Origin of the sequence: Cohnella silvisoli (assembly GCF_021190915.1) — a bacterium.
In the GTDB taxonomy this organism is placed as follows: Bacteria; Bacillota; Bacilli; order Paenibacillales; family Paenibacillaceae; genus Cohnella; species Cohnella silvisoli.
The window spans coordinates 22,867-44,445 of the sequence record NZ_JAIOAP010000018.1 but is presented as its reverse complement, the minus strand read 5'-3'; the positions used below and the strand labels follow the sequence as shown (position 1 = coordinate 44,445).

Genomic DNA, 21,579 nt, shown 5'->3' with positions numbered 1-21,579 from the left:
GTTAAATCAATCTATTCTGATATAATCGACGTACGGGCGAGGATTTTGTATGCTTCGTTTTCATTTCGGGACGCCACAAGTTCACATAACGCTTCACCATGTCCTGTGAAGAATGACCGAGAATATCCTGTAAGCTGTACGGATCTCCCTCATTGATAATGTACATCTTGGCAAAGGTATGCCTCAATGTATGTGGGCTTACCCGAACGTTAGTGATCCCGGCTTCCTTGCCATATTGGCGCAAAGCCACTTGAAACGAGCGAACACCCAGCGGGCGACCATCCAGTGTGACAAAGAAATGAGACGAATGGATGTCTCCTCTTGCTTTGATATATCGGATTAAGAGCTTACGCACATCATCACAGAAAGGGATGTCCCGCGGCTTCTTGCTTTTTCCTATGACACCAAGAAGCTGATTCTCTTTAATATCGACCTGGTTCATTTTAAGTTTTGTGATTTCTCCGACGCGTAGCCCACTGTCACATATCAAGGATAGAATGACAAAATCGCGAAACCCAGTGAAGGTGTTTTGATCCGGTTGCTTGAGCAGGGCCACAACTTGTTCCTCGGTGAATGATTGAATGGTTGGATGATGGCCCTTACGCGTTCGTACGTGTTGTGCCGGATTGTCTGATATCCACCCTTCTTCATGCAAAAATAAAAAGAATCGCTTGATGGACTTAATTCGATTATTGATCGTATTGAGCTTGTAGCCTTTTTTCTCAACCATAGCCATAATAAATTTATTCCGCAGCAAGTCAGTCGATACATGATAGATGTCGGCTTCAATCTCCTGCTCTCGCAAAATTCGCTCATAACATTTCAAAGTACTCCTTTCAAACTTTACGGTATCTTCGCTTGATGTTTCAGCGCGGCGGGCCTGAATAAATAATTTTACTGCTTCTTCCCACGTTAACCGATTACCCGCGCTAGAAAACGATTCCACATCGTATAAATCATTACTGCGTCGTTTGTTCGCCTTTTCACTTTGACTTTGACGAAATAGGCTTACAACATTTCCGTTCATTCTCCATCCCTCCAACAGATGTATTCTGAAGCCCCCTTACTATTCGTTTCATTTTTCGAACAAAATCGGACTCTCTAAAAGTTAATTTGTCAACGTTCTATAGCCACAGACGAAGTGAGATTGTCAGAATGAAATGGATCGTATCATCTTCTAGTGGTAACAGATTTCCACTCATCACAAGGCCACTTCAATGCAAAAAGCTCCTAAATCATCATAAGGACGAATTCAGGAGCTTTTTCTTTGTTTATGTCCCATAAGGGGAACCAAAAAACCGAGAAAAGCCAATAAAATCAAGGGATTTCGGCGTTTCAGGCCGCCTTTCCCTAGTGCCATAAGACGTCTCGGGAAATCATCAAAAAGTGAGCAAATTTGGACGTTTGAGAGAACTCGGAGAGAACGACACTCGAATCAGCCCTGCTCCACTACCTTTGAATGAAGATTTTATCGTTATCGATCTTCAACGGATAAGTTTTGAGGGCAACGCACACGGGGCTCGCTTCGCAGCCACGCTTGTATAGTCGAAACTGCCGTTATGCTTCGGGCGTTCGATCGTGTTTCCCATCACCAATCCGTTCGCCAAGCGAAATTTCTCGTGGGTACAGTACCCGTCCGTCGCGTAATATCGGCTATCCGCCGAGCGGTATACGGCAAACGTAAGATCCCGTGATCGAATTGAATGACGTCTTCTTCGTCTATATCCTCTTTATCGCATACTTCGATCCAATTATGATCGAGACTCATGGATTCATCTCTCCTCTTTTATACGTTGCGCCGGCAGTCATCGTCAAAGCGGTCGCCCCTTTGATTCGCGAGATCAGCTTGAGTCATTTTCAAATTGCTATCGGATCTTTTTGATTTACTAAGATGAGTGTCTCTGGGCGCGCCCCACAGAAAAATGAGGTTACCTAGTGGCAACCTCATTTCATAACTTTTATATATCCTTGCTTGATTTCTACTTTTGCCGCTTTTGCTAATTCGTCAACCAACTCAGTATACTTTGCATCCAAAAAGCTATTTATGATTACGGTATTAGTTCCATCGAATTCCATATACCCCTGTGATAATGCGTCGATACATTTTAGTATATTAAAGCTGTCCAAAGATTCGACAATATTACTTATTTCGCCTGTTCGCAAGCTAAATGCGGCTTGGCTCAAATTGGTGTCCCCGTTTTCGTCTTTGCTACCTTTCCTTAACGTCCGTTCGATCTTCTCACCCTTATCATTGTACGTGGCCATAAGATCTTCGAAGCTCTCGCCGTTACTCAATCTCGTCTTTGCTTCCCGGATCGTTCGTTCAGCTTCCTTCTTCTTCCTTTCGTCTGCCAACTCCATGTCTTCCTTAAATTTTATCTGAATGATTTGAAGCTGAATACTCTGTTCATGCGTAAATTTTTCTATGTGATCGTCAAAGTATTGTTTTAACTGGACCGTATCCCATTTGAGTTCTTTACCCCTGAGCTTTTCTTTCAATATTCGGGCGTATTTTTCGAGAGTATAGGTTAAATAATTAGGTTCATCAAACTGCCGGAGGCCAATAACTAGCTGATTGTTTTCGATCTGTTTGCTTCTTGTTTCGTTTTCGTCTTTCAACATGTTTAAAAATGCTTTATAGGTGGAATCGGCGATTATTCTTTCTCTTTTGGCAAGCTCAAATTGTACGTGCACCCTTACCGCTTCATTTAGTGCTTTGTTCTTCAAGACTTCCTCCGGCACTTCCCCATCATAATCGGTTGTCCAGAATGAATTGCCATCCGTTACGTCGTATTTTTGATGAAAATAGGTAAACACCTCGGCTCTGTATTTGGAAACCATTAGTTGAAACTCGCTCGATATGTCCTCACCGTTTACGGTGGCAATAACTTCATTTTGATTGGGCATACGATTCATATTAGCAATACAAATAACCGACGTTGTAATGAACCCGGCCAAAAGGAGGGTAACCAATAAGGCCTTCAGGTTTTGCGCTCTTGTTTTCTTGTTGAATTTCATCACCCTCATCACCCTCACGTAAAGAGGGATAGCGAGCGAGTCGCCATCCCTCCGTATGGCTTTCAAAATTAAGAGTCGAACACTCTGAATTCCGCAAACGCAGTCCAAGCAGGGCTAGGAGTTTGCGTGACCGTTACTTTCACGTATCTCGCCGTTGCGGTGAAACTTTGCGTTTGAATTTTATCGGTGCTCGTATTGGCAGTCCTGTCGGCAACCAAAGTCCAATTCGTGTTATCGGTGGAAACTTCAATTTTATACTTCCAGAGACGCTGATCTTGGAACTCGATCTCACTGGAAGTCAGATTATAGTTTTGACCCAGGTCTACTTTCCACCAGTTGTTTGCGTTGCCATTGGCAGCAATCCACATTGTTGCTGTATTTCCGTCTACAGCTTTTGACGGGTCACGGGTGGAATCCTGTTGGCTGATCGCAGTAGCAGTCTTGTTCAAGGCAAGATTTAGAGGCTCTCCGAACACTTTGAATTCCGCAAACGCAGTCCAAGCAGGGCTAGGAGTTTGCGTGACCGTTACTTTCACGTATCTCGCCGTTGCGGTGAAACTTTGCGTTTGAATTTTATCGGTGCTCGTATTGGCAGTCCTGTCGGCAACCAAAGTCCAATTCGTGTCATCGGTGGAAACTTCAATTTTATACTTCCAGAGACGCTGATCTTGGAACTCGATCTCACTGGAAGTCAGATTATAGTTTTGACCCAGGTCTACTTTCCACCAGTTGTTTGCGTTGCCATTGGCAGCAACCCACATTGTTGCTGTATTTCCGTCTACAGCTTTTGACGGATCACGGGTGGAATCCTGTTGGCTGCTCGCGGTAGCAGTCTTGTTCAAGGCAAGACTGAGAGGCTCTCCGAGCACTTGGAATTCCGAAAAGGCCGTCCAATTGGTGCCAGGAGTTTCCGTAAAGGTTACTCTGACATATCTTGCAATTGCCTGGAATCCTTGTGCTTGTACTTGTGCCGTATTCGTATTGGTTGTGAAATCAGCAACCTGTGTCCAGTTCAAGTCATCAGCGGATACTTCAACTTTATACTTCCATGCAAAGTTCGAATTCAGGAACACGATTTGGCTTCCTGTTAACTGATAATTTCTGCGAAGATCCACCTTCCACCAGTTGTTTGCATTGCCATTGGCAGCAATCCACGACGTGGACACGTTTCCGTCTACGCCACTCGATGCGGCGTGACTAGCATCTTGCGCACTTATTGCCGTTGCTGTTTTATTCAGTGCAAGGTTTACAGGCGCCGCCGGCAAAGTCCCGCTTGCATATTCGTACGCACCGACATCTGCTGCTCCATTGTAATATAGTGCGGTTCCCCAGTAGTCTCTTAATCCGTTGTTATTAATAGATGCGCCCGCATTGATAAGAGGCGAACCCGGCTGAAGTTTATAGCCATCCACCGTTGCTTTACCAATACCGCCACTGCCCGGATTTACGAGCATTGGGTCAGCCTTAATGGCATGAAGGTCATCCGATCTGACTGTGTTTCCACCGTAATAGTTGTTATTATCCGCGCTTCCCATAAATTTTGGATCCCATCCAAGATCGCCGCCGCTATAGAAAATATTATTCATAAAAGACAAGTAACTTGAACTCGCCGTAGCATTATCCCAATTGCTTGTTATTTTCGAATTGTTTCCTGCACCCATATAAACGGTGTTGTTGTATATTTTTACAGTTCCATTGTTCGTCGAACCGCAAGCAGAGGTGAATACCGCCCCATGGTCATACCCGAACGAAGGTGAGGATCCGCCGTCGTTCTGGCTGATATTGTATCTTACGGTTACATCGGGTGCTGTACCTATGGCACATGCAAAGTACATGCCGCGGCCGTTATCGTGCGAGTAATTATACTGGATATAGCTTATTGCGGTGTTTAAATCATGGTCGAAAGCTTGAGAGTCGCCTCCGACGATTTGGGTATTGTATACTTCATTGCCCTGAACGGTCGTCGTTCCTGTAGATCGTTGCCACCATATAGGCACGTTGCCGTGAGACCAACCTGCGCCTGAAACGATATTGTTCTCTATCAGAACATTTTTATAATCCGATGGCATAATTCCTGCGTTGCCGGGACTGATTACATTGTTATTGGTAATTCTCAAGTTGTCGGAAGGATAGAACGAGGTCGCTTCGCTTTGAAGCATTCCGCTTTCAGATTCAAAGGTCGTACTTCCTCCGTTCCACGTAGACATGAAGCTCACGCCGTAATATTGGATATTGGGGCCAATGGTATTCCCATCAACCACAATGTTATTCCAATTTGTCGGTGTCGTATTTCCAGTGATCTGAAATGCGATGCCGCCAACGCCTATTCTGACCGACTCCGTTCCTCCTTGGACTACGCCGCTGCCCACGATGTTGTGCACATTCAACTTTTTTAAATAAATATTGTTTAAAGTCCCTGCATCTCTGCCGGTAATCAACACCCCCCACTTTCGTGCGAGCGTTGTCGCGCCATCATTCGTGATTTCAAGGTTGTTGATCTCCCAATATTGCTGGTTATGAAGATGCAGTGCATAATCGACCGTCGCTTCGCCCGCAATAAGCGGCTTGTTCCCCGTTCCGTACATATCGATAATAATAGGACTACCGCTTGCTCCTGAGCCTTTGGGATACAGTGTCCCCGTCCATGCACCCCCTGCTTTAAACAAAATCTTGTCACCTGCCACAAACGTCGTTCCATTTACCTTCGCGAGCGTCTTCCATGCCGTACTCGTGCTTGTCCCATCATTGCCATCGCTTCCGCTTGACGAGTCGACATAATATGTCGTTCCCGCAGCTGAACTGACCGACGGATAGAAAACCATTGATCCGCAAAGCACCAGTGCGATTGCTAACAAACTGATGTACTTTTTCAAATAATTGTCCTCCTTTGTATTTATGAGTCCGCTTACAAAGCAATATTAATGGACATCGATTTGTTTGTGTATCTTATATTCTTGCGATTTCTGTTGTAATTCTGTTGAAATGAAGTTAGCTTCACCGCTCTTAATCAACCCAATAACGGAATGATCTCTTCCATGATTTCGACCATGTTAACCGTCGGTTCGACAACGAACGGATTCGTATTCCGTGTCCAACGGTACTCCCACTCGTACCAGTCGATGGGTTCCGCCTCCTGGTTCTGCTCAATCGAATGCCTAAGGCTCGCGATGTACATCGCCCAACGAGGGTAATAGAAATCGGCAATTAACCCCGACCACTCTCTGTGGGAATAATCGTGCAGAGGCTGCTGGGACTGTTCCGTCCCCCATAATGTAATCAGCGTTCTCGCATTAAATTCGAGCCAATCCTTATCTTCATCCGACCGTCCCAGCTCCCTTGCATCCGCAATCCATCTACCGAGCAGAAACTCCTTGCATGTTCCGAGCAGCTTATCCTGCAAACCAACTAACTGTAAAAACTGCCCAGCCTTAAAATCGAATAATGCAAGATCCTTATTCTGAAAAGCGGAGATAAACTCATGGTAGGTTTCTCTTGCAAGATCCGCTACCGCTTGTCTCGTTACATCTACTAAGTCGTATAAGTAACCTTCGGAGCCTTTCAGCTCTTCGAAGCATTCGAACAATCTTTTGCTCGCTTCCCGAACATCGCTTTTCTCGTAGTAATAACCTGTTGGCCCCCAAGTGGACACGCTGGTGATATCCGCTGCCGGTCGGGCGCATAGGATCGACTCCGTCGCGCCCTGCTGTACGATATTGCAGTTATACACGCTACGGCGCAAATAAGCCCATGCCTCCGATGCTATAGGGAGCAACTTGCCGTATCTGCGTTGAATGTACATATCTAACCAGTTCTTCACGTCCGGAGCCTTGGTGCGCCAGATCATATCGGTTAACAGATCGTACATGACCGGATTCGTTTCTATTCCTTCCATCGCCAAGCCGATGCCGGCTAATAATCCCGACTGAGAATGATTGAGCACAACCGGAAGCTCGTTGGCAATCAGGTCGAGATTACCGAATAAGCCGTTCTTTCCGCCGTAGTTTTGAATCATGCACCAGATCCACGGGGTTCCTTGGAAAGCTTCTCTTTGCTTCCAGGCCGGATCGGATTCGCACCACAGATCCAGAATCAATACTCGTGATTTATCGAGTCCTTGAAGAAGCGCATCCTTGGGATTATCCTGCCATGCCTGAAGCACCCATATCGCCTGAGGGTCTGCCTTCAACATCTCGCGTTGCATTTCCCGCGCGTATGCTGTCACATCGATCCCCTCCGTGCTCCCGCCCTCATGAAACGGGTCCGTACTATAGAAGTGGATGTCTTCGCCGAAGAGGGCTTTCTGCTCCTCATAGAAGATAGAAGCGACTTCCTTATACATCGGATCGGAAGGCAAGAGTAGAGAAGGTCTATCGAATTCGCACCACTTCCCTTGACCGACGGGCTCGGACTTTGGGTACTTTGATTTGAAGTCGATCGGGATCATTCCGCTGTATCCCTGTAGGATCGGCATAATGCCAAGCGCAATCATTCGGTCGTGTATTTTCCGAGCAAGCTCGACTCGCTCTTCAAACCACCAATCAGGTAGCGGACCTCCCCAAGACGTCATATTCTGCATCCACTGCCAAGCAAAGAAAGCCGGCCCGCATATAAACTGCTTGCATTGCTCGTCCGAAAACCCGATTCGCGTTAGAAGTCTTCTCCACACCTCTTCGTGTCCGACTAGGCTTAAAACCAAATTAACTCCGTTCAGAGCCATCCAGTCGATTTCTCGTTCCCATCGCTCCCAGTCCCAAAATGCCATGGAATAAGAAAAGGTGCAGTAATTCAAATTGTATCGGTATTTGTACGGCGTTTCTTTGCGAACCAATGATACGGCCGGAAGCGGCAATGGAACGTCAACTCGATCGCCGCACCATGAAATATGCGAATGGCATTCGTGCTTCAAGTACCAGTAAAATCCCGATGCGATCGCGGAACCCGAAGTGCCGCGGATAACGAGACGATCCGCTACCGTTTTCAGTTCAAATACATCGTGGTCGTTAACAGGCGTTAGCCACTGGATGTCGATCCATTGCGATTTATTTTCGCCGATGACCCGCTCTATTAAATCGTAGATGGCTTTCGTATGTTGAGGGGTATTCATCATGCCCATCCTTTCTAGCCCACAATGTGGGCATCAACCATTCTGATTTCCGTGCTATCCGTTCCATGCAATTCAAAGATAACGATCTCGTTGCTCCCGAGGCGCAACAGCGGTGCAGGGACATACAACGTTTTTTGCGGCCCCGCATTCCAATACCTTCCCAGGTTAAACCCGTTCACATAGGCGACTCCCTTGGTCCAACCCTCCAATTCCATGAAAGTGTCTGCAAGCTCGACCGCGTTAAAAGCGCCCCGGTAAAATGTCGGTCTTCCTTGCTTACGTTCATGAACCGGCTGATACTGCAACCGGTTCAAATCGGTCAACGGAAGCGGGCGAATGCTCCAGTCGAACAACAAATGATTCCACCAACCTATGCTCACAAGACGTACGCTCTGCGTAATGCCTTTGGTATCAATCATGCGAGGTCCATAATTCACACGGCCCATATTTTCCACGAGAATGTCTATGCGCGCGCCTTCCGCCGGAATATCAAAGAGGATCGTAGTGTCTTGGTGCCATCGTTCTAAAATCCCTTTGAATTCATCGTTCACGTAGACAATCGCGCGATCCCGAACTTCTTCTATGACCAGCTCGCACTGTAGTTTGGGTCCGGAAACATGTGTCGTATATAAAATAAAGCCATAGTCCTGTCCTAACCTCTCCATGGTTTGCGGATAAACACTTTGAACGCTTTCGGATAGCTGATCTAAGTTATCGAATAGCGCCGATTGCTCCGTAAGCCGAACGGTTCCATATGTCTTCTTGGAAGAAGCCGCCGGTAATGGACGATCTTGCAGATCGCCGTATTTGGATAACACCTCGCGAATCGCGAAATACTTGGCGGTAGGATCTCCGCATTCATTTAACGGCGCGTCAAAGTCATAGCTGGTTACGATTGCTTCATATCGATCGGCAAAGTTGGCTCCGTTATAGAATCCGAAATTCGTGCCGCCATGGAACATATAGAAGTTGACGGAGCCGCCCGCCGCCAATATTTCTTCGAGTGCGGCTGCCGCATCTCCCGATTCTCGCTGGATATGCGGTTTACCCCAATGATCAAACCAACCGTTCCAAAATTCCATGCACATGACCGGTTTATTCGGCTGGTACTGCTTCAACACGCTAAACGCCTCGTTGGCCTTGGAACCGAAATTCACCGTTGCCAGCGTATCCGATATCATCCCGCTTTGCAGACAATAGTCCATCGGTCCGTCGGAAGTAAATAACAGGACATCCATGCCGCGCTTTTCGTAGGCTTGTTTTAAGTACAGCAAATAGCTGCGATCATTGCCGTAACTGCCATATTCGTTCTCGATCTGGAGAGCGATTACCGGCCCTCCATTTGTAGAGAGATAGGGTTTAAGTCTAGGAAGTAAAACGTCGTAATACGCGTCGAGCTTATCCAAGTAAGGTCGATGGAAACATCGAATTTTCATATCGGGTTCCGCAAGAAGCCAGGAAGGTAGACCGCCGAATTCCCACTCCGAGCAAATATAGGGACTCGGGCGCAAGATGACATGTAGCCCGATACTTGCCGCCTTCTCGATGAACTTCGTTACGTCAGCTAACCCTTCGAAGCAATATTCTCCTTGTTTCGGTTCGTGCAGGTTCCATGGAATATACGTTTCAACGGTGTTGAGCCCGCAAGCTTTCAACTTCGCTAAACGATCTTCCCAATACTCCGGTACGATGCGGAAATAATGCATCGCACCGGATAAAATCCTAAACGGTTGTCCATCTAACAAGAAGCTGTCGCTATTGTAACTGAGTATGGGCATGCGAATGACGACTCTCCTTTCTCTCTTTCCAATCCTTACACACTAAATATAGAGTTTTGACGCCGCGATTCAATCTGACATTCTTTCGATTTATACTAGATTCTTGCTAAGAAAATCAAAACAAGGTCCGGTTTCCCGAACCTTGTTTATATGGGTGTATGTCAATATCCATTAACTGGAATTTCTATGATAACTTTCGTAAATTCCCCTTCTTCGCTCTCTACCTTTGCTCCGAAGTTTCGACCGTAATGTAACTGGATGCGCTCATGGACGTTTCGCAACCCGTAACCGCCTCCGTTGAACACATATAAGTTATCGACCATCTCTTGATTCATCCCTTTTCCGTTGTCCGTCACGACAAACCGAATAATATCCGAATCGAGGGCAACTAAAATGGATAGGGATCCCCTACCCTCTTCCTTCTCGTCAATTCCATGAATAATCGCATTCTCTACGATAGGCTGCAGAATAAAGTTAAGCGTAGCGCAGGGATTGGCTTGTTCCTGGACATCGATAATGACATCGAATTCGTGGTTATGCATGATCAATTGAATATCCAAATAAGCTTTGATATTGGCGATTTCTTCTCGCACCGATGTAATTCTTAGTCCTTTATTTAAGCTTGTTCGATAGAATCGAGATAACGAATTCGCGATTTTGCTAATCTCCGGCGAGTCGATTTGAATCGCTTTCCAATTAATTGTGGACAATGCATTATAGAGAAAATGAGGATTGATCTGCGCCTGCAAAGCGGTTAGCTCCGCTTCCTTCTCCTTGACCCTGGATTGATCCAGCTCTTGAATCAAATGTTTAACTTTATGAACCATTTGAGCAAAGCTAAGCGTTAATTCCGCAATCTCGTCTTTCGCGGAAGTAGAGATCGGGATATCGAAATCCCCGCTTTCCACGACCTGGATTTTTCTTTTGAGCATGTAAATCGGCCTTACGAAGGTGCGCGAGAATAACCAGATAAATAAAAATAAAATCAAGAGGCACGCGAGAACGATCGTGAAGGTTGCTTTAATGATGCTGTTCGTATTCACTACGAAACCTCTCATGGGGACGGCATAATGCAAGGTCCATCCCGTATTGCGGATAATCGCCTGACTAATCACATAAGCATGTCCATCGAGAGCGATCTGATATTGTCCATCGTTCATACCGATATGCAAATCCTTAATGGAGACCGAATCTCCACCGGGAGCGGAATAGATCGGATTTCCTTCGCTATCCGTAATGAATATTCCGTCTAGCGGGGGCCTTCCGGACTTCAGAGTTCCGAATAACTTTTCGTAGTTAAGCTTGAGATAAACGACGCCAGCGAACGTATTATTGTCGCTTTTCAATATTTTGCTTACGGCGAATAACTGATTCTCTTCGTACAGCCATAATACATTGTTGCTATTCTTTGCCTTCAGATACCAATCTAGCCGTTTCACGGCCTCGCTTGGGTACACAAAACTGCCGACTTGCTTGGAAATATACTCCGAGTAAAAAGCGACATCCGATATTTCGCGATTGAAATTGACATAATACCAAATGGTTGGCTCTATATTCTCGTTTAATTCTTTCGTGTAATTTAGAATATCGTCTCCCCAATCATTCCCCGTCACTTTCTTGACGGTTGGATTGTAAGTCGTGAAATTGATGAAATTTTTGGGTTGCGCCATTTTCTCGTCGATCGTTAACGCCATCTGATCGACCGTATTTTTTAATCCGATTCGAGCTTGCTCGTTTAAGTAGCTCTTAGCCGATTGGTACGAGTAGAAACCAAGAGCAACGATCGGAATAACGATCAAAATTAAATAAGATACGATCAGTTTTTTGCGAAGCTTCCACTTCCCCAGAACACCCCAGTTGAAGCTCACATCGTCCTCCCCTTCGCTCTATACTGAGCCGGAGAAATACCATACTGGTTTTTGAAAGCCATGCCGAAATACGAGGCATCGGAAAACCCGACCAACCGGTAAATATCGACGATTTTATAATTTTCCTCGCTCAGAAATTCCTTTGCCTTCTCCAGCCGATAACCGTTAATATACTTGATGATGCTTTTTCCGACAGTTTTCTTAAATAAGTGACTCAGGTAGCTGCTCGACAAATGCACCCGATGCGCCAAGTATTCCAAGCTGAGATTCTGGTCGAATTCTTGAGCAATGATGTCGAGTACTTCGTCTACGGCGCGGACTTGCGTCTCGGTATCCGTTGGTCCGGCGACGGCTTGATCCGGACCTCTATTCAACTTTATGATCTTCTTGCGATCTCTTTCATATTCCTGCCTGCATAGTTCGATGACGTTAGTCAAAGTGCTCTTGAATTCAGCGACTTCAATCGGCTTTAGCAAATATTGATTCACGTTAAGGGTGATCGCCCGTTTAGCATATTCGAACTCTCCATATCCGCTAATAATGACGATTATTAGATCGGGCCTCAGCTCCCTAACCTGCTTTGTTAACTCTAATCCATCCATGAACGGCATTTTAATATCGGTCAGCAAGATATCGAAAGGCTCGGCGCGGATGAATTCAAGCGCCTGCTTGCCGTTCCTAGCCTCGGTAATCGTTAGGGGTAGCTCCAACTTTCTGATCAGGAATTGAATGCCTTCTCGTTCGTTCTTATCGTCGTCAGCGACTAGGATTCGATACATGACTATCCCCCCTCTTTCCCCTCATCTTATCATCTGACAATGTGCAATACTATTGCAAAAGCAGCCTTCAATTCGTAAATTGAAGGCTGCAAATATTGTGAAAAGTGAGGCTCTCGTTTACCCTTTTAACGCGCCCGCGGCGACGCCTTTAATGACGTAACGTTGCATGATGAGGTAGAACGTCATTAGCGGAGCTACGCCAAGCAGCAACATCGGAAATAAACTCGTCCAGTCTACGGAGAATTGACCGATATTTCGATAAACTTCAAGCAGAATCACGTTGTTTTCCCTAGACTGGAGGAATAGCAACGGATTCAAAAAGTCGTTCCACACATTAAGAGTCGTAATAATCGCGACCGTTGCCGTAACGGGCATCAACAAAGGAAAGGCGATCAACCAAAAGGTTCTCTGTTCGGAGCAACCGTCGATATACGCGGCTTCTTCCAATTCGATTGGAACCGACGAGCTGATAAAGCTCTTAAACAAGAAAATCGCTACGATACAGCCGCCGCCGATATTCACACATATGACAGCAAGTAAAGTGTTCATGATCCCGAGCGAATTGACCAGCTTGAACAAGCTCACTAGACCCATTTGGAATGGCACCATCATCCCGGCCAGGAAAAAATAAAAAATAGCGCGATTGACGACGTGAGTTCTCCTTGCCAAACTATACGCGGCCATAGCAGAGAACAAAATAATGCCGGTTACCGAGGCGACGGTAATGATCGCCGTGTTCATGAACACCCTCGGATAATTCATGGCCTTCCAAGCTTCGGTATAATTGCTTATCGTAAAATGAAAGGGCAGTGCCATTGGGTGTAAAGTTGCTTCGTCAGGCGACTTAAATGTAGTGACGACCAAGTAATAGATCGGAATAATAAACAGAACGGCTAGCAAAATCAATATCGTTTCTAATATCCAAGTTCTACCTTCAGCTTTTCTTTGAATGGAACGACTGCTCATGCGATCTTCTCCCCCCATTTCCTTAAGAATTGCATTAAGATCATTGTGAGGAGCATGACAGCTACAAAGAATACGACCCCGAAAGCAGCTCCGTATCCATAAAATCCTTGGCTGAACGTTGTTTTGATAAAGGCCGTCATGATAGTCTCCGTCGCATTGCCAGGGCCTCCGTTGGTCAATGACATGATGATATCGAACACCTTCAAACCGCCGATCATCGCAGTTACCGTGACTACGTTAACCGAAGGCTGTAACAAAGGCAATGTAATTCTCCAGAACTTCTGGGCGCCCGTCGCTCCGTCGATTTCCGCAGCCTCGTAGTAGTCCTTGGAAATGCTCTGCAGATTGGCCAGAAAGATGACCATTGCCCAACCGGTCCACTGCCACAATTGGGTAAAGATAACGGAGTATAGCGCCAAGTCGGAATCTCCGAGAAAATTAATTTTGGACAACCCGATTGAAGTCAGACCTTGGTTGATGAGTCCGAAATCCGAAGTCGACATCAAATAATTCCACAAAAATCCTATAATCAAAGGGCTGAATACGGCCGGCAGAAAGTAAATGGACCGCAGAATATTCTTCGTCTTTAATTTCTTATCCAATGCCACGGCAAGGAGAATTCCCAATACGCTCTGGAAGATCGTCATTAAGAGCGCGTATACGAGCGAGTTTTTAATGCCGCTCAGAAGTAAATCATTCTCTGGAATATCTACATAATTCCTCAATCCAACAAAGCTTAAATTCGTTTGCTTCATCACGGAGTAATCCGTAACGCTATAATAGAACATCGTCGCAAAAGGGGATACGCAAAACAAGACATAAAAGATCAGGGCCGGCAAAATGAACATCCCGTAATTGATTTCCCTTTTGGTCCGGTTCACTTGAAGATCAACCTTTCGATAACATTTTGCGGCAGTCACTGAATGGATCGCGGCTGCCGCAAAATGCTTGCTATTAGTGATTATTGATTCATTTTAACAATTCTTTCCGTTTGCTTATCCGTAGCTTTAAGTACAGACGAAACATCGCTCTTGCCGCCAAGAAGTTCCTGTAAAGCTTTACCGTAATCCTGAATGACGGCGGAAACGCTGCCGCCCCAGTTATTCCATGGCGCATAAACATTACCCGCTTTGAACGTTTCTTTTACCCCGTTATACTCTGCTGGCATCTCGAATTCGGCGCCTTTTAAGTAGCTGCTTCCTCCTTGATTGTCTTGCCAGAAAGCCTTTTGTCCTTCGGGAGTCGAAATAAGATCCAGCACTTGCATGATCGCGTCTTGATACTCCGATTTGGCATTTGCCGCGAAACCTACGCCAGGTCCGCCGATTAGCCAACCAGGTCCAGCCGTAGAACCATGGAAAGGGAACATATCGACTTGGATATTCGGATTTTTTTGTTTAATGGCATCCAACGCCCAAGGACCGGACTCCCACATCGCCGCTTTGCCCGTTGCGAATTCATCCAGCGCTTGGTCATAGTCGATACCGAGCATATCCTTCGTGAGATAGCCTCGTTTGATCAACTCGCTCCATTGTTCGAGTCCTGCATTCCAGCTTCCTTCCAACGTCGTTTCGCCTTTGCCGTACTTCACGTCGAAATCTTTGTTTTCAGGCTTAGACAGGAACTCATTCATAATCAAACCCATGGAAGACTTCATCATCGGTTCGTAGGATTTCGCGCCCATTGCTTGCGGCTTAACGCCGTTTTTCTTCAAAATCTCGTGAAGCTGCAGTTCTTCTTCGAACGTCGTCGGAGGTTTAAGACCGTATTTCGCAAAAATCTCCTTATTATAGAAGATCCCTTCAAACCAACTGATTCCAGGAAGCGCGACTAATTTGCCATCGGCGGAATATACGCTTTTGCCGGCATCGTTAAATCGATCGGCGAAACTAGACAAATCCGCTAAATATCCCAATTGAGAATATTTGGCCGCGGCCTGCGGTCCAACCGAGATAATGTCGGGTCCCGATCCTGCCGCTAATTGCGTACCTACAATGTTATCGAATTGCGAATTTTCGATGAACTGATACTCGATCTCGATGTTAGGCAATTTCTGCTTAATGAGATCAAGCAGAGTCTGCACCGAGCTTTCTTTATTCCAATAAGCGAGGCGGAGCTTAACCTTCTCAGCTGGAGTCGCTGACTCCGATGCGGATGGCGACGCGATGGGCGATGCACTACCCGTATTTCCGTTGTTGGACTTGCCGCAAGCCGTCGTCAGTAGACCGAGGACCAGGAACATGATTCCTAAAACTTTGAAGCGTTTCAAAGCAATTCCCCCTCATTATTATGTGCAGGAGCGACGTTATTCGACTCCTTGTCCTACATTATAATCCGCGTATTCTTCGATCAAAATCTGATATTCTTTTGATACCTATAAAGAAATGGGCTTTTTCGTTTTCATTTATCCGTTTCAGATCACGGAAATAACTTCATCATGGCGTATAAAAAGAAGACACCCCAATTGTCATACATAGGGCGTCTTCAACATCGCCCTTCTTTAAAGCACCGAAGATCTACGGTTATAGCATTAGATGACCGTTGCTAAAAATATTGAGTGGTCATGGAATCATTGGTCCCGTAGACTTCCACGGCCTTTGCGATATCCACGATGCCGTAATCCGTCCAAACGCCGAGCGTCCATTCCCCCTTATTGTCGATCGTAACCAGTTTCATGAGATGAACCTCCTGCTATGCGTTGGGGCTAAGCATGATTTTCGCGACGGATCCCGGGCCGGACACCAGCTTCTCGAAGCTCGCCTGTCCTTCCTCCGACGGCCGATGCTCCGTCCACGGCAGCAAGTCGATCTTGCCCTCCGCGATCCAGCTCAGTGCGGTCTCGAAGTCGTTCCGCGAGTAAGCGAAAGCACCGAACAGCTTTAGATCCTCGCGGATGATCGCGTTGATCGGCAGCGTCGTATCGGCTTCGTGAAGACCGGTCAAGCCGATTCTGCCCCCGCGCCGGACGGATTGTACTCAGCGAAGGCGAGTCGAAGCCGCCCGACGGCGTCCACCGCCGCATGAAAACCTTCAGCGGGCTTAAGCGCCGCGATCTCCTCGTCTCCTCGGGCAGGAATACCGCCCAACTCCGCAGCGATGCGCAACCGATCGGCGTTCAGGTCTGCTATAACAATCTCTTTAATGCATGGCAGCCCCTCAATCGACCCGATAACGGTTTATTACGTTTTCGTCGATCTCGACGCCCAGACCGGGACGATCGACGGGTACCGTCACGTAGCCGTCCTTGAACTCCACCTCGCGGCTGACTAAGTCACGCGCCAAAGGCGAATTCGAAACCGTGTATTCGATCATGAAACCGTTCGGAATCGCGGCCGCGAAATGCGTGCTGGCCGCAACCAGAATTCGAGATTCTCGTCCGGTCCGCAAGCTCGCTATAACCTGCGATGTCGTTGGAATGTACCGGCTCTTCCAACCAATATACGCCGTATTTCTCGTAGACGTCGGCCATCCGCAGCGCGCCCTTCAAGTCCCGCTGCGTTTCGAATCGCTTTTCCGTAGTGCCACAAGGCCTCTCGGGAAATCATCAAAAAGTGACCGAAATTGCACGTTTGAGAGAACTCGGAGAGAACGACACTTAAATCAGCCCTAATCCACTACCATCGACAAATTTTAGGGTCATGCAAGGGATGAACAGTTTGTATTGTTCACTTACCCACCTTTTCTCCTTTAGTTACCTTATAAGCAATTGTTTTAAATTCATCGAATTTCCCATAAAGAAAACCTTGTACCTTATTTCTTGCTTTAGTTTTAGATACAAAATTAAAATTCAACAATTTGTACACAAACTCCGAATTAGGAGGCGGAATCGTTCCTCTTCCGTGAAAACCAAATTCAAAGGTACAGCTACCCTTCGAGTGCAAACTTTCAAATTCGTAGCTAGTTCTAACTGCAGATAAAATTAATGAACTATGATATTGGGGAATGCTCGAAAGCCCTGTAATAGCGACGTCCGAGCATACCGTGAGTACATCAGTGTTCATTATTTGACCTCTTCATTTAACAACTGGTCTTCCAAACAGCACTTGCTTATCCGAATCGAACAGATTCCGATACACCACCTGCCCTCGACTTGAAGAAGCGTCCACCACTTTTCCATTCCCTGCATAAATGCCAACGTGAGTAATATCCATAAACCGGCCATTATGTTCGTAGCTCCAAAATACGAGATCGCCGGGAACCAAATCTGCCGCGCTTACGGTCAAGCCATTTTCTATGCTAAACCTAGCCTGTTCCGCAGCAGTACGCGGTAAGTTGATACCAAGCTGTCGATAAACCCATTGCACGAGATAGCTGCAATCTGTAAAGTCATCCTGTCCGGCCTTCGGTTGACTGTATGGGTCACCTAAACGAGTTAGCGCCAAATTGACGACTTCGCTGCCTAGTTCTCCTTCGGGTAAATGCTGCTCAACCTCCACAAGTTGCCCAGGCGTTAAGCCAACATCCGTTTCTTTACCAAGCATCGCAAATAGGAGTGGCCGAAACTCTCCAGACATCATTTCCTTCATGCTGTCCATCTGATCATTTGTAAAATGATAAGAATCAGCCTGTTGTTCCGCAGTTTTGCTCGTAACGGTAATATGCAAAATGCGTTCATGACTGCTAGTTGTCTCTTCACTGGTAGTTCCATCTTCATGCTCTACCGTAACTGTTTCCGTATGTTCGATCTTTTCGATACGGGATTCCACTTGATTCATGTCCCAGAACACCGATTGGATGATCCCGATCCTTGTTGCATCAAGTGTGGCTGCATCCATTCCGTTTTCTGAATCCATGGCGGTCTTCACAGCAAAAACCGTTATAATATCCATCCAATTATCAATTCTTGTGTTGTCCGCGCTGCCGGGGTAATGAAACTCTACCCAGTCTACATAGCCTGCGGATTGCTGTATTTCTCCCAGTCGGTCGGCAAATTCAACGTCCATTTCTTGAACAATTCGGGAAAGCGGCTTTACATCGGCATCCGTGTTTTCACCAGAAACAAAGATGCTGAAAGGAGAGGAAATAACAGCAGCTATAGCCATTACAATGCACAGCAATACAATAACGGTGCTACTGATCCCCAAAAGCGCGGCTACCCCTTTGACGAGCAAAGCGACCGCTTTTACGACCATTTTAATGATCCGAAGATTTAATCGCGCGGTAGCTTGCGCTCTTTGAAGGGAGCGGCGGGCATTCAACGCCATCTGAGCAGTCCGCTGCGCTGTCCTGGCGCTATTCATTTTCCCTTCCGTTTGACGACCGGAACGGTGTTTATCCTGTCCTAGTCGTTGCCCCGTTTTGATAAATGGCGATAGTGTCTTGAACTTCCCTTCCTTACGTTTGATCGTAAAGTCTGCTCGCTTGGATGTAGTGCGAGGGATCCCGGCTGACCGTTGTCTGCCATGTCGCTTCCTCACTTTTTCGGACGTTGGCGCTTTTAAGCGATTCCCGCGTGCAGTTCCAGAACGAGACATCGCGGCGGTAGATGCTCCTTTTTTCCCGGCTGGTTCCTGATGTTTACCTCTTCTCCGATTAAGGAGATCGGGAACGCTAGCTTCGCGAGAATGATGCAAAAGCCGGGCATTTGCCCGGCTTGGTATGATGCGTCGTTTTGCTGATGGATGGTTAGATGATAAAACATATTTTCCATCTTCCGGCTTCCGAAGATGCAACCTACGGGCAAGTCGCAATTGACGTATCGAAGGCCTGGAAATGATAATAACCGGATTCAGCCTTGCTACCCTTTCATTCTCAGATATTGCCGACTTTTTTGAGATGCGCTTTACCAAACCCTTGCCCGCAGCCGCGCTCATTCCCATTTGAGCACGTACCGTGTTACCTACGGCTGATGCAGATTGGTGCTGCGCATATTCAGTCGGAGAGTCTGAAATCGCCTTATCCTTGTCTTTATGCTGTAAGGTACGGTCGCTCATTGTTTTGGCACGATCCATTAAGTTCGGCAGTCTGTCCAAACGTTTAATATCTCTCACAACAGTTCTTGTTTTAATATCCTTCATCGCCTTATCCCCCTCCTAGCCGGTCGCCATCAGCGAATCTGTTCGTTCTGCGGCTTAAAAATCCTTTCCTGGCTTCGGCAATAATCCGGGTAACGAAGATGAATCGCTTCAAAAAAATAGGGGGCATAGCTACAATCGAATAATTCGTGGGGTGTGGAGTAACGTTCCCCACCCGCTTCCGTCCAGCCATTCCACAGATTAAAAGCAAGTCTGGATACGCGAATCGAACTGCCAGTCTGCCAAGAGGCCGAAAGACCTTTGGACTTGATGCCGCCATTCGTAAAATCAAACAAATCATGAATATGACTTCGTGTGTCTCGGGAAATACCCAACGTGTAAAAAAGCGCACGATTATAACTGTCGTTGCATTGTCTTTCATCTAACATCCGATAGTAGAAACTTTCATGTTCAGCATCTCGAAATCGAATCGGATTCATAGTTATATCCATTCCTTTCGCTACGCTCAAGGCACAAAACGGAATGAAATCCGTCAGCCTTGGGCGTTTTTTTGTATGCTTGAGTGACGGAGATACCAGCACACTACAAATCACGTGGGGGTGAGTGGGCTGTCGCTTTCCTAGGACAACCGCATAGTTATATGTGTAGATTGCCTTTCCAAGCACAAATAAGTGTCGCCTCGAGCACGCAGACTTATCTTTGATAAACAACTCGTTTATAGCTAGGCAATCAGTCCCTGCTGACTATCTCTGTACATCACAGAAAGGAGTTATCGTATGGCCTTAAAAATTGTTTACCCCGTCTGTTGCGGCATCGATGTCCACAAAACATTCGTCGTCGCCTGTGTCGCTTCTACCAACAGCAAGGGCGTCACCACTTACAAAAGCCATCGCTTTTCTACCTTCACCAAAGGTCTGAATGAGCTGTCACAGTGGCTTTGTGAGCACGACTGCAAGGATGTCTGCATGGAATCGACCGGGAAATACTGGATTCCCGTGTTCAACATTCTCGAACCGTCCTGCAATATCACACTCGCACATCCGAAGTACGTCAAAGCCATTCGCGGCAAGAAGACGGACAAGAAGGACGCGAAGTGGATTGCCGACTTGTTCAAGCACGATCTTGTCGCAGGAAGCTTTATGCCTCCTTTGCCCATCCGACAACTCCGTGACTTAATGCGTTACCGCTTCAAGCTCACGAACTTTACGTCCAGTGAGAAGAACCGGTTTCAAAACAGCTTGACCGTTTCGAACATCCAACTTAGCAGTGTCGTTTCGGATACGTTCGGCAAAAGCGCCATGAATATCATTAACAAACTGCTAGACGATCCGAGTGATACGTCTTTCGACCTTGAACCGCTCATTCACGGCGTTTTGAAAGGCAAACTCCCTGAGCTTACGCTTGCCATTGACGGCTTCATTACGCCGGAGCAAGCCGGGAAAATCAAGGTCATCAAGCAACATTACGAAAACCTCGAATCCTGCAAAGCTGAACTGGAATCTATTGTCCTTTCCCTTGCCAACGCCTACACAGAGGAACTCAACTTGATCTTGACTGTTCCGTCCTTCAAAAACATCTTTTCCGCCATTGCCGTGGTTTCGGAAATCGGTGTGAACATGGACGTGTTTCTGACAGCCAAGCATTTGTGCTCTTGGGCAGGGCTTACACCCTCAAATGATCAGAGCGCTGGCAAGAGAAAGTCAGTCCGGATTTCGAGAGCGGGTGTCTACATCAAGCCGCTTTTGGTACAATGTGCCACCGCTGTCGTCAAAAGCGAAAAGCATCCCGAAATCCGAAACCGCTATTTGCAACTCAAGAGGCGTAGAGGCCACAAACGTGCCATTATTGCCATTGCACGTATGCTGTTAACAGCCATCTATCACATCTTGAAGAACAAACAACCCTACAACCCTGAATTGTACAGGAAATCCGATATTCATCCAGTAAACCGTGAAATCACGGTAGAACAAGCGATTTTACTGGCACAACGTCAGGGCTATCAAATTATGGACTTTCCTCTCTCAGGATAGAACCATATTTTCCCTTTTTTCGTCTTTTTGACGGTTTATTTGGGGTGCCTTTTTCTGATCA

Annotated in this window: 18 protein-coding genes and 1 pseudogene; 1 reads left to right on the top strand and 18 read right to left on the bottom strand. The window is 46.5% G+C overall.

Translation table 11 applies throughout. The annotated features are described in order from the left end of the window. Position 1: 1 nt before the first annotated feature. The 18 genes and pseudogenes from K7P76_RS26900 to K7P76_RS26825 form a co-directional block, all read right to left on the bottom strand. Positions 2-1,027: a tyrosine-type recombinase/integrase gene (locus K7P76_RS26900; RefSeq protein ID WP_232189170.1), complete on the bottom strand. Its 1,026-nt coding sequence runs from the start codon at positions 1,025-1,027 to the stop codon at positions 2-4. A 457-nt stretch (positions 1,028-1,484) separates the two neighbouring features. Further along, on the bottom strand, positions 1,485-1,700 hold the full coding sequence (locus tag K7P76_RS26895; RefSeq protein ID WP_232189280.1) for a Rieske 2Fe-2S domain-containing protein: 216 nt from the start codon (positions 1,698-1,700) through the stop codon (positions 1,485-1,487). 244 nt (positions 1,701-1,944) lie between these two features. Then, positions 1,945-3,018 (bottom strand): peptidylprolyl isomerase, encoded by a 1,074-nt coding sequence (locus K7P76_RS26890; protein ID WP_232189169.1) that lies wholly within the window; start codon positions 3,016-3,018, stop codon positions 1,945-1,947. A gap of 68 nt (positions 3,019-3,086) precedes the next feature. Next, entirely contained in the window at positions 3,087-5,891 is a 2,805-nt protein-coding gene (locus K7P76_RS26885; protein WP_232189168.1) for a discoidin domain-containing protein, read from the bottom strand. 134 nt (positions 5,892-6,025) lie between these two features. Then, positions 6,026-8,125: an alpha-N-acetylglucosaminidase gene (locus tag K7P76_RS26880; protein ID WP_232189167.1), complete on the bottom strand. Its 2,100-nt coding sequence runs from the start codon at positions 8,123-8,125 to the stop codon at positions 6,026-6,028. Positions 8,126-8,136: 11 nt separating this feature from the next. Further along, a complete protein-coding gene (locus tag K7P76_RS26875) occupies positions 8,137-9,900 on the bottom strand; it encodes a glycoside hydrolase family 35 protein (RefSeq protein ID WP_232189166.1) in 1,764 nt (587 codons plus the stop codon). A 161-nt stretch (positions 9,901-10,061) separates the two neighbouring features. Continuing rightward, a complete protein-coding gene (locus tag K7P76_RS26870) occupies positions 10,062-11,768 on the bottom strand; it encodes a sensor histidine kinase (protein ID WP_232189165.1) in 1,707 nt (568 codons plus the stop codon). Then, positions 11,765-12,547: a response regulator transcription factor gene (locus K7P76_RS26865; RefSeq protein ID WP_232189164.1), complete on the bottom strand. Its 783-nt coding sequence runs from the start codon at positions 12,545-12,547 to the stop codon at positions 11,765-11,767. Before K7P76_RS26865 ends, K7P76_RS26870 begins: the two co-directional genes overlap by 4 nt. A 117-nt stretch (positions 12,548-12,664) precedes the next feature. Further along, positions 12,665-13,513 (bottom strand): carbohydrate ABC transporter permease, encoded by an 849-nt coding sequence (locus tag K7P76_RS26860; protein ID WP_232189163.1) that lies wholly within the window; start codon positions 13,511-13,513, stop codon positions 12,665-12,667. Then, on the bottom strand, positions 13,510-14,394 hold the full coding sequence (locus K7P76_RS26855) for a carbohydrate ABC transporter permease (RefSeq protein ID WP_232189162.1): 885 nt from the start codon (positions 14,392-14,394) through the stop codon (positions 13,510-13,512). The genes K7P76_RS26860 and K7P76_RS26855 overlap by 4 nt, the downstream gene beginning before the upstream one ends. A gap of 80 nt (positions 14,395-14,474) precedes the next feature. Next, positions 14,475-15,782: an ABC transporter substrate-binding protein gene (locus K7P76_RS26850; protein ID WP_232189161.1), complete on the bottom strand. Its 1,308-nt coding sequence runs from the start codon at positions 15,780-15,782 to the stop codon at positions 14,475-14,477. 275 nt (positions 15,783-16,057) lie between these two features. Further along, positions 16,058-16,189 (bottom strand): hypothetical protein, encoded by a 132-nt coding sequence (locus K7P76_RS33295; protein WP_255678819.1) that lies wholly within the window; start codon positions 16,187-16,189, stop codon positions 16,058-16,060. Between the two features lie 15 nt (positions 16,190-16,204). Continuing rightward, a complete protein-coding gene (locus K7P76_RS26845; protein WP_232189160.1) occupies positions 16,205-16,456 on the bottom strand; it encodes an MDR/zinc-dependent alcohol dehydrogenase-like family protein in 252 nt (83 codons plus the stop codon). Positions 16,457-16,669: 213 nt separating this feature from the next. Then, positions 16,670-16,900: an enolase C-terminal domain-like protein gene (locus tag K7P76_RS26840; RefSeq protein ID WP_232189159.1), complete on the bottom strand. Its 231-nt coding sequence runs from the start codon at positions 16,898-16,900 to the stop codon at positions 16,670-16,672. 39 nt (positions 16,901-16,939) lie between these two features. After that, positions 16,940-16,982: pseudogene (locus tag K7P76_RS33795) on the bottom strand (hypothetical protein); the annotation flags it as partial. A 196-nt stretch (positions 16,983-17,178) separates the two neighbouring features. After that, positions 17,179-17,514 (bottom strand): hypothetical protein, encoded by a 336-nt coding sequence (locus K7P76_RS26835; RefSeq protein ID WP_232189158.1) that lies wholly within the window; start codon positions 17,512-17,514, stop codon positions 17,179-17,181. A gap of 12 nt (positions 17,515-17,526) precedes the next feature. Beyond that, complete coding sequence (locus K7P76_RS26830) at positions 17,527-19,530, bottom strand: C40 family peptidase (RefSeq protein WP_232189157.1); 2,004 nt, start codon at positions 19,528-19,530, stop codon at positions 17,527-17,529. 29 nt (positions 19,531-19,559) lie between these two features. Continuing rightward, positions 19,560-19,967 (bottom strand): DUF6075 family protein, encoded by a 408-nt coding sequence (locus K7P76_RS26825; protein WP_232189156.1) that lies wholly within the window; start codon positions 19,965-19,967, stop codon positions 19,560-19,562. Between the two features lie 297 nt (positions 19,968-20,264). On the opposite strand from K7P76_RS26825, the gene K7P76_RS26820 reads away from it, so the two are divergent. Further along, on the top strand, positions 20,265-21,518 hold the full coding sequence (locus tag K7P76_RS26820) for an IS110 family RNA-guided transposase (protein ID WP_232189155.1): 1,254 nt from the start codon (positions 20,265-20,267) through the stop codon (positions 21,516-21,518). The last annotated feature ends 61 nt before the right edge of the window (positions 21,519-21,579 follow it).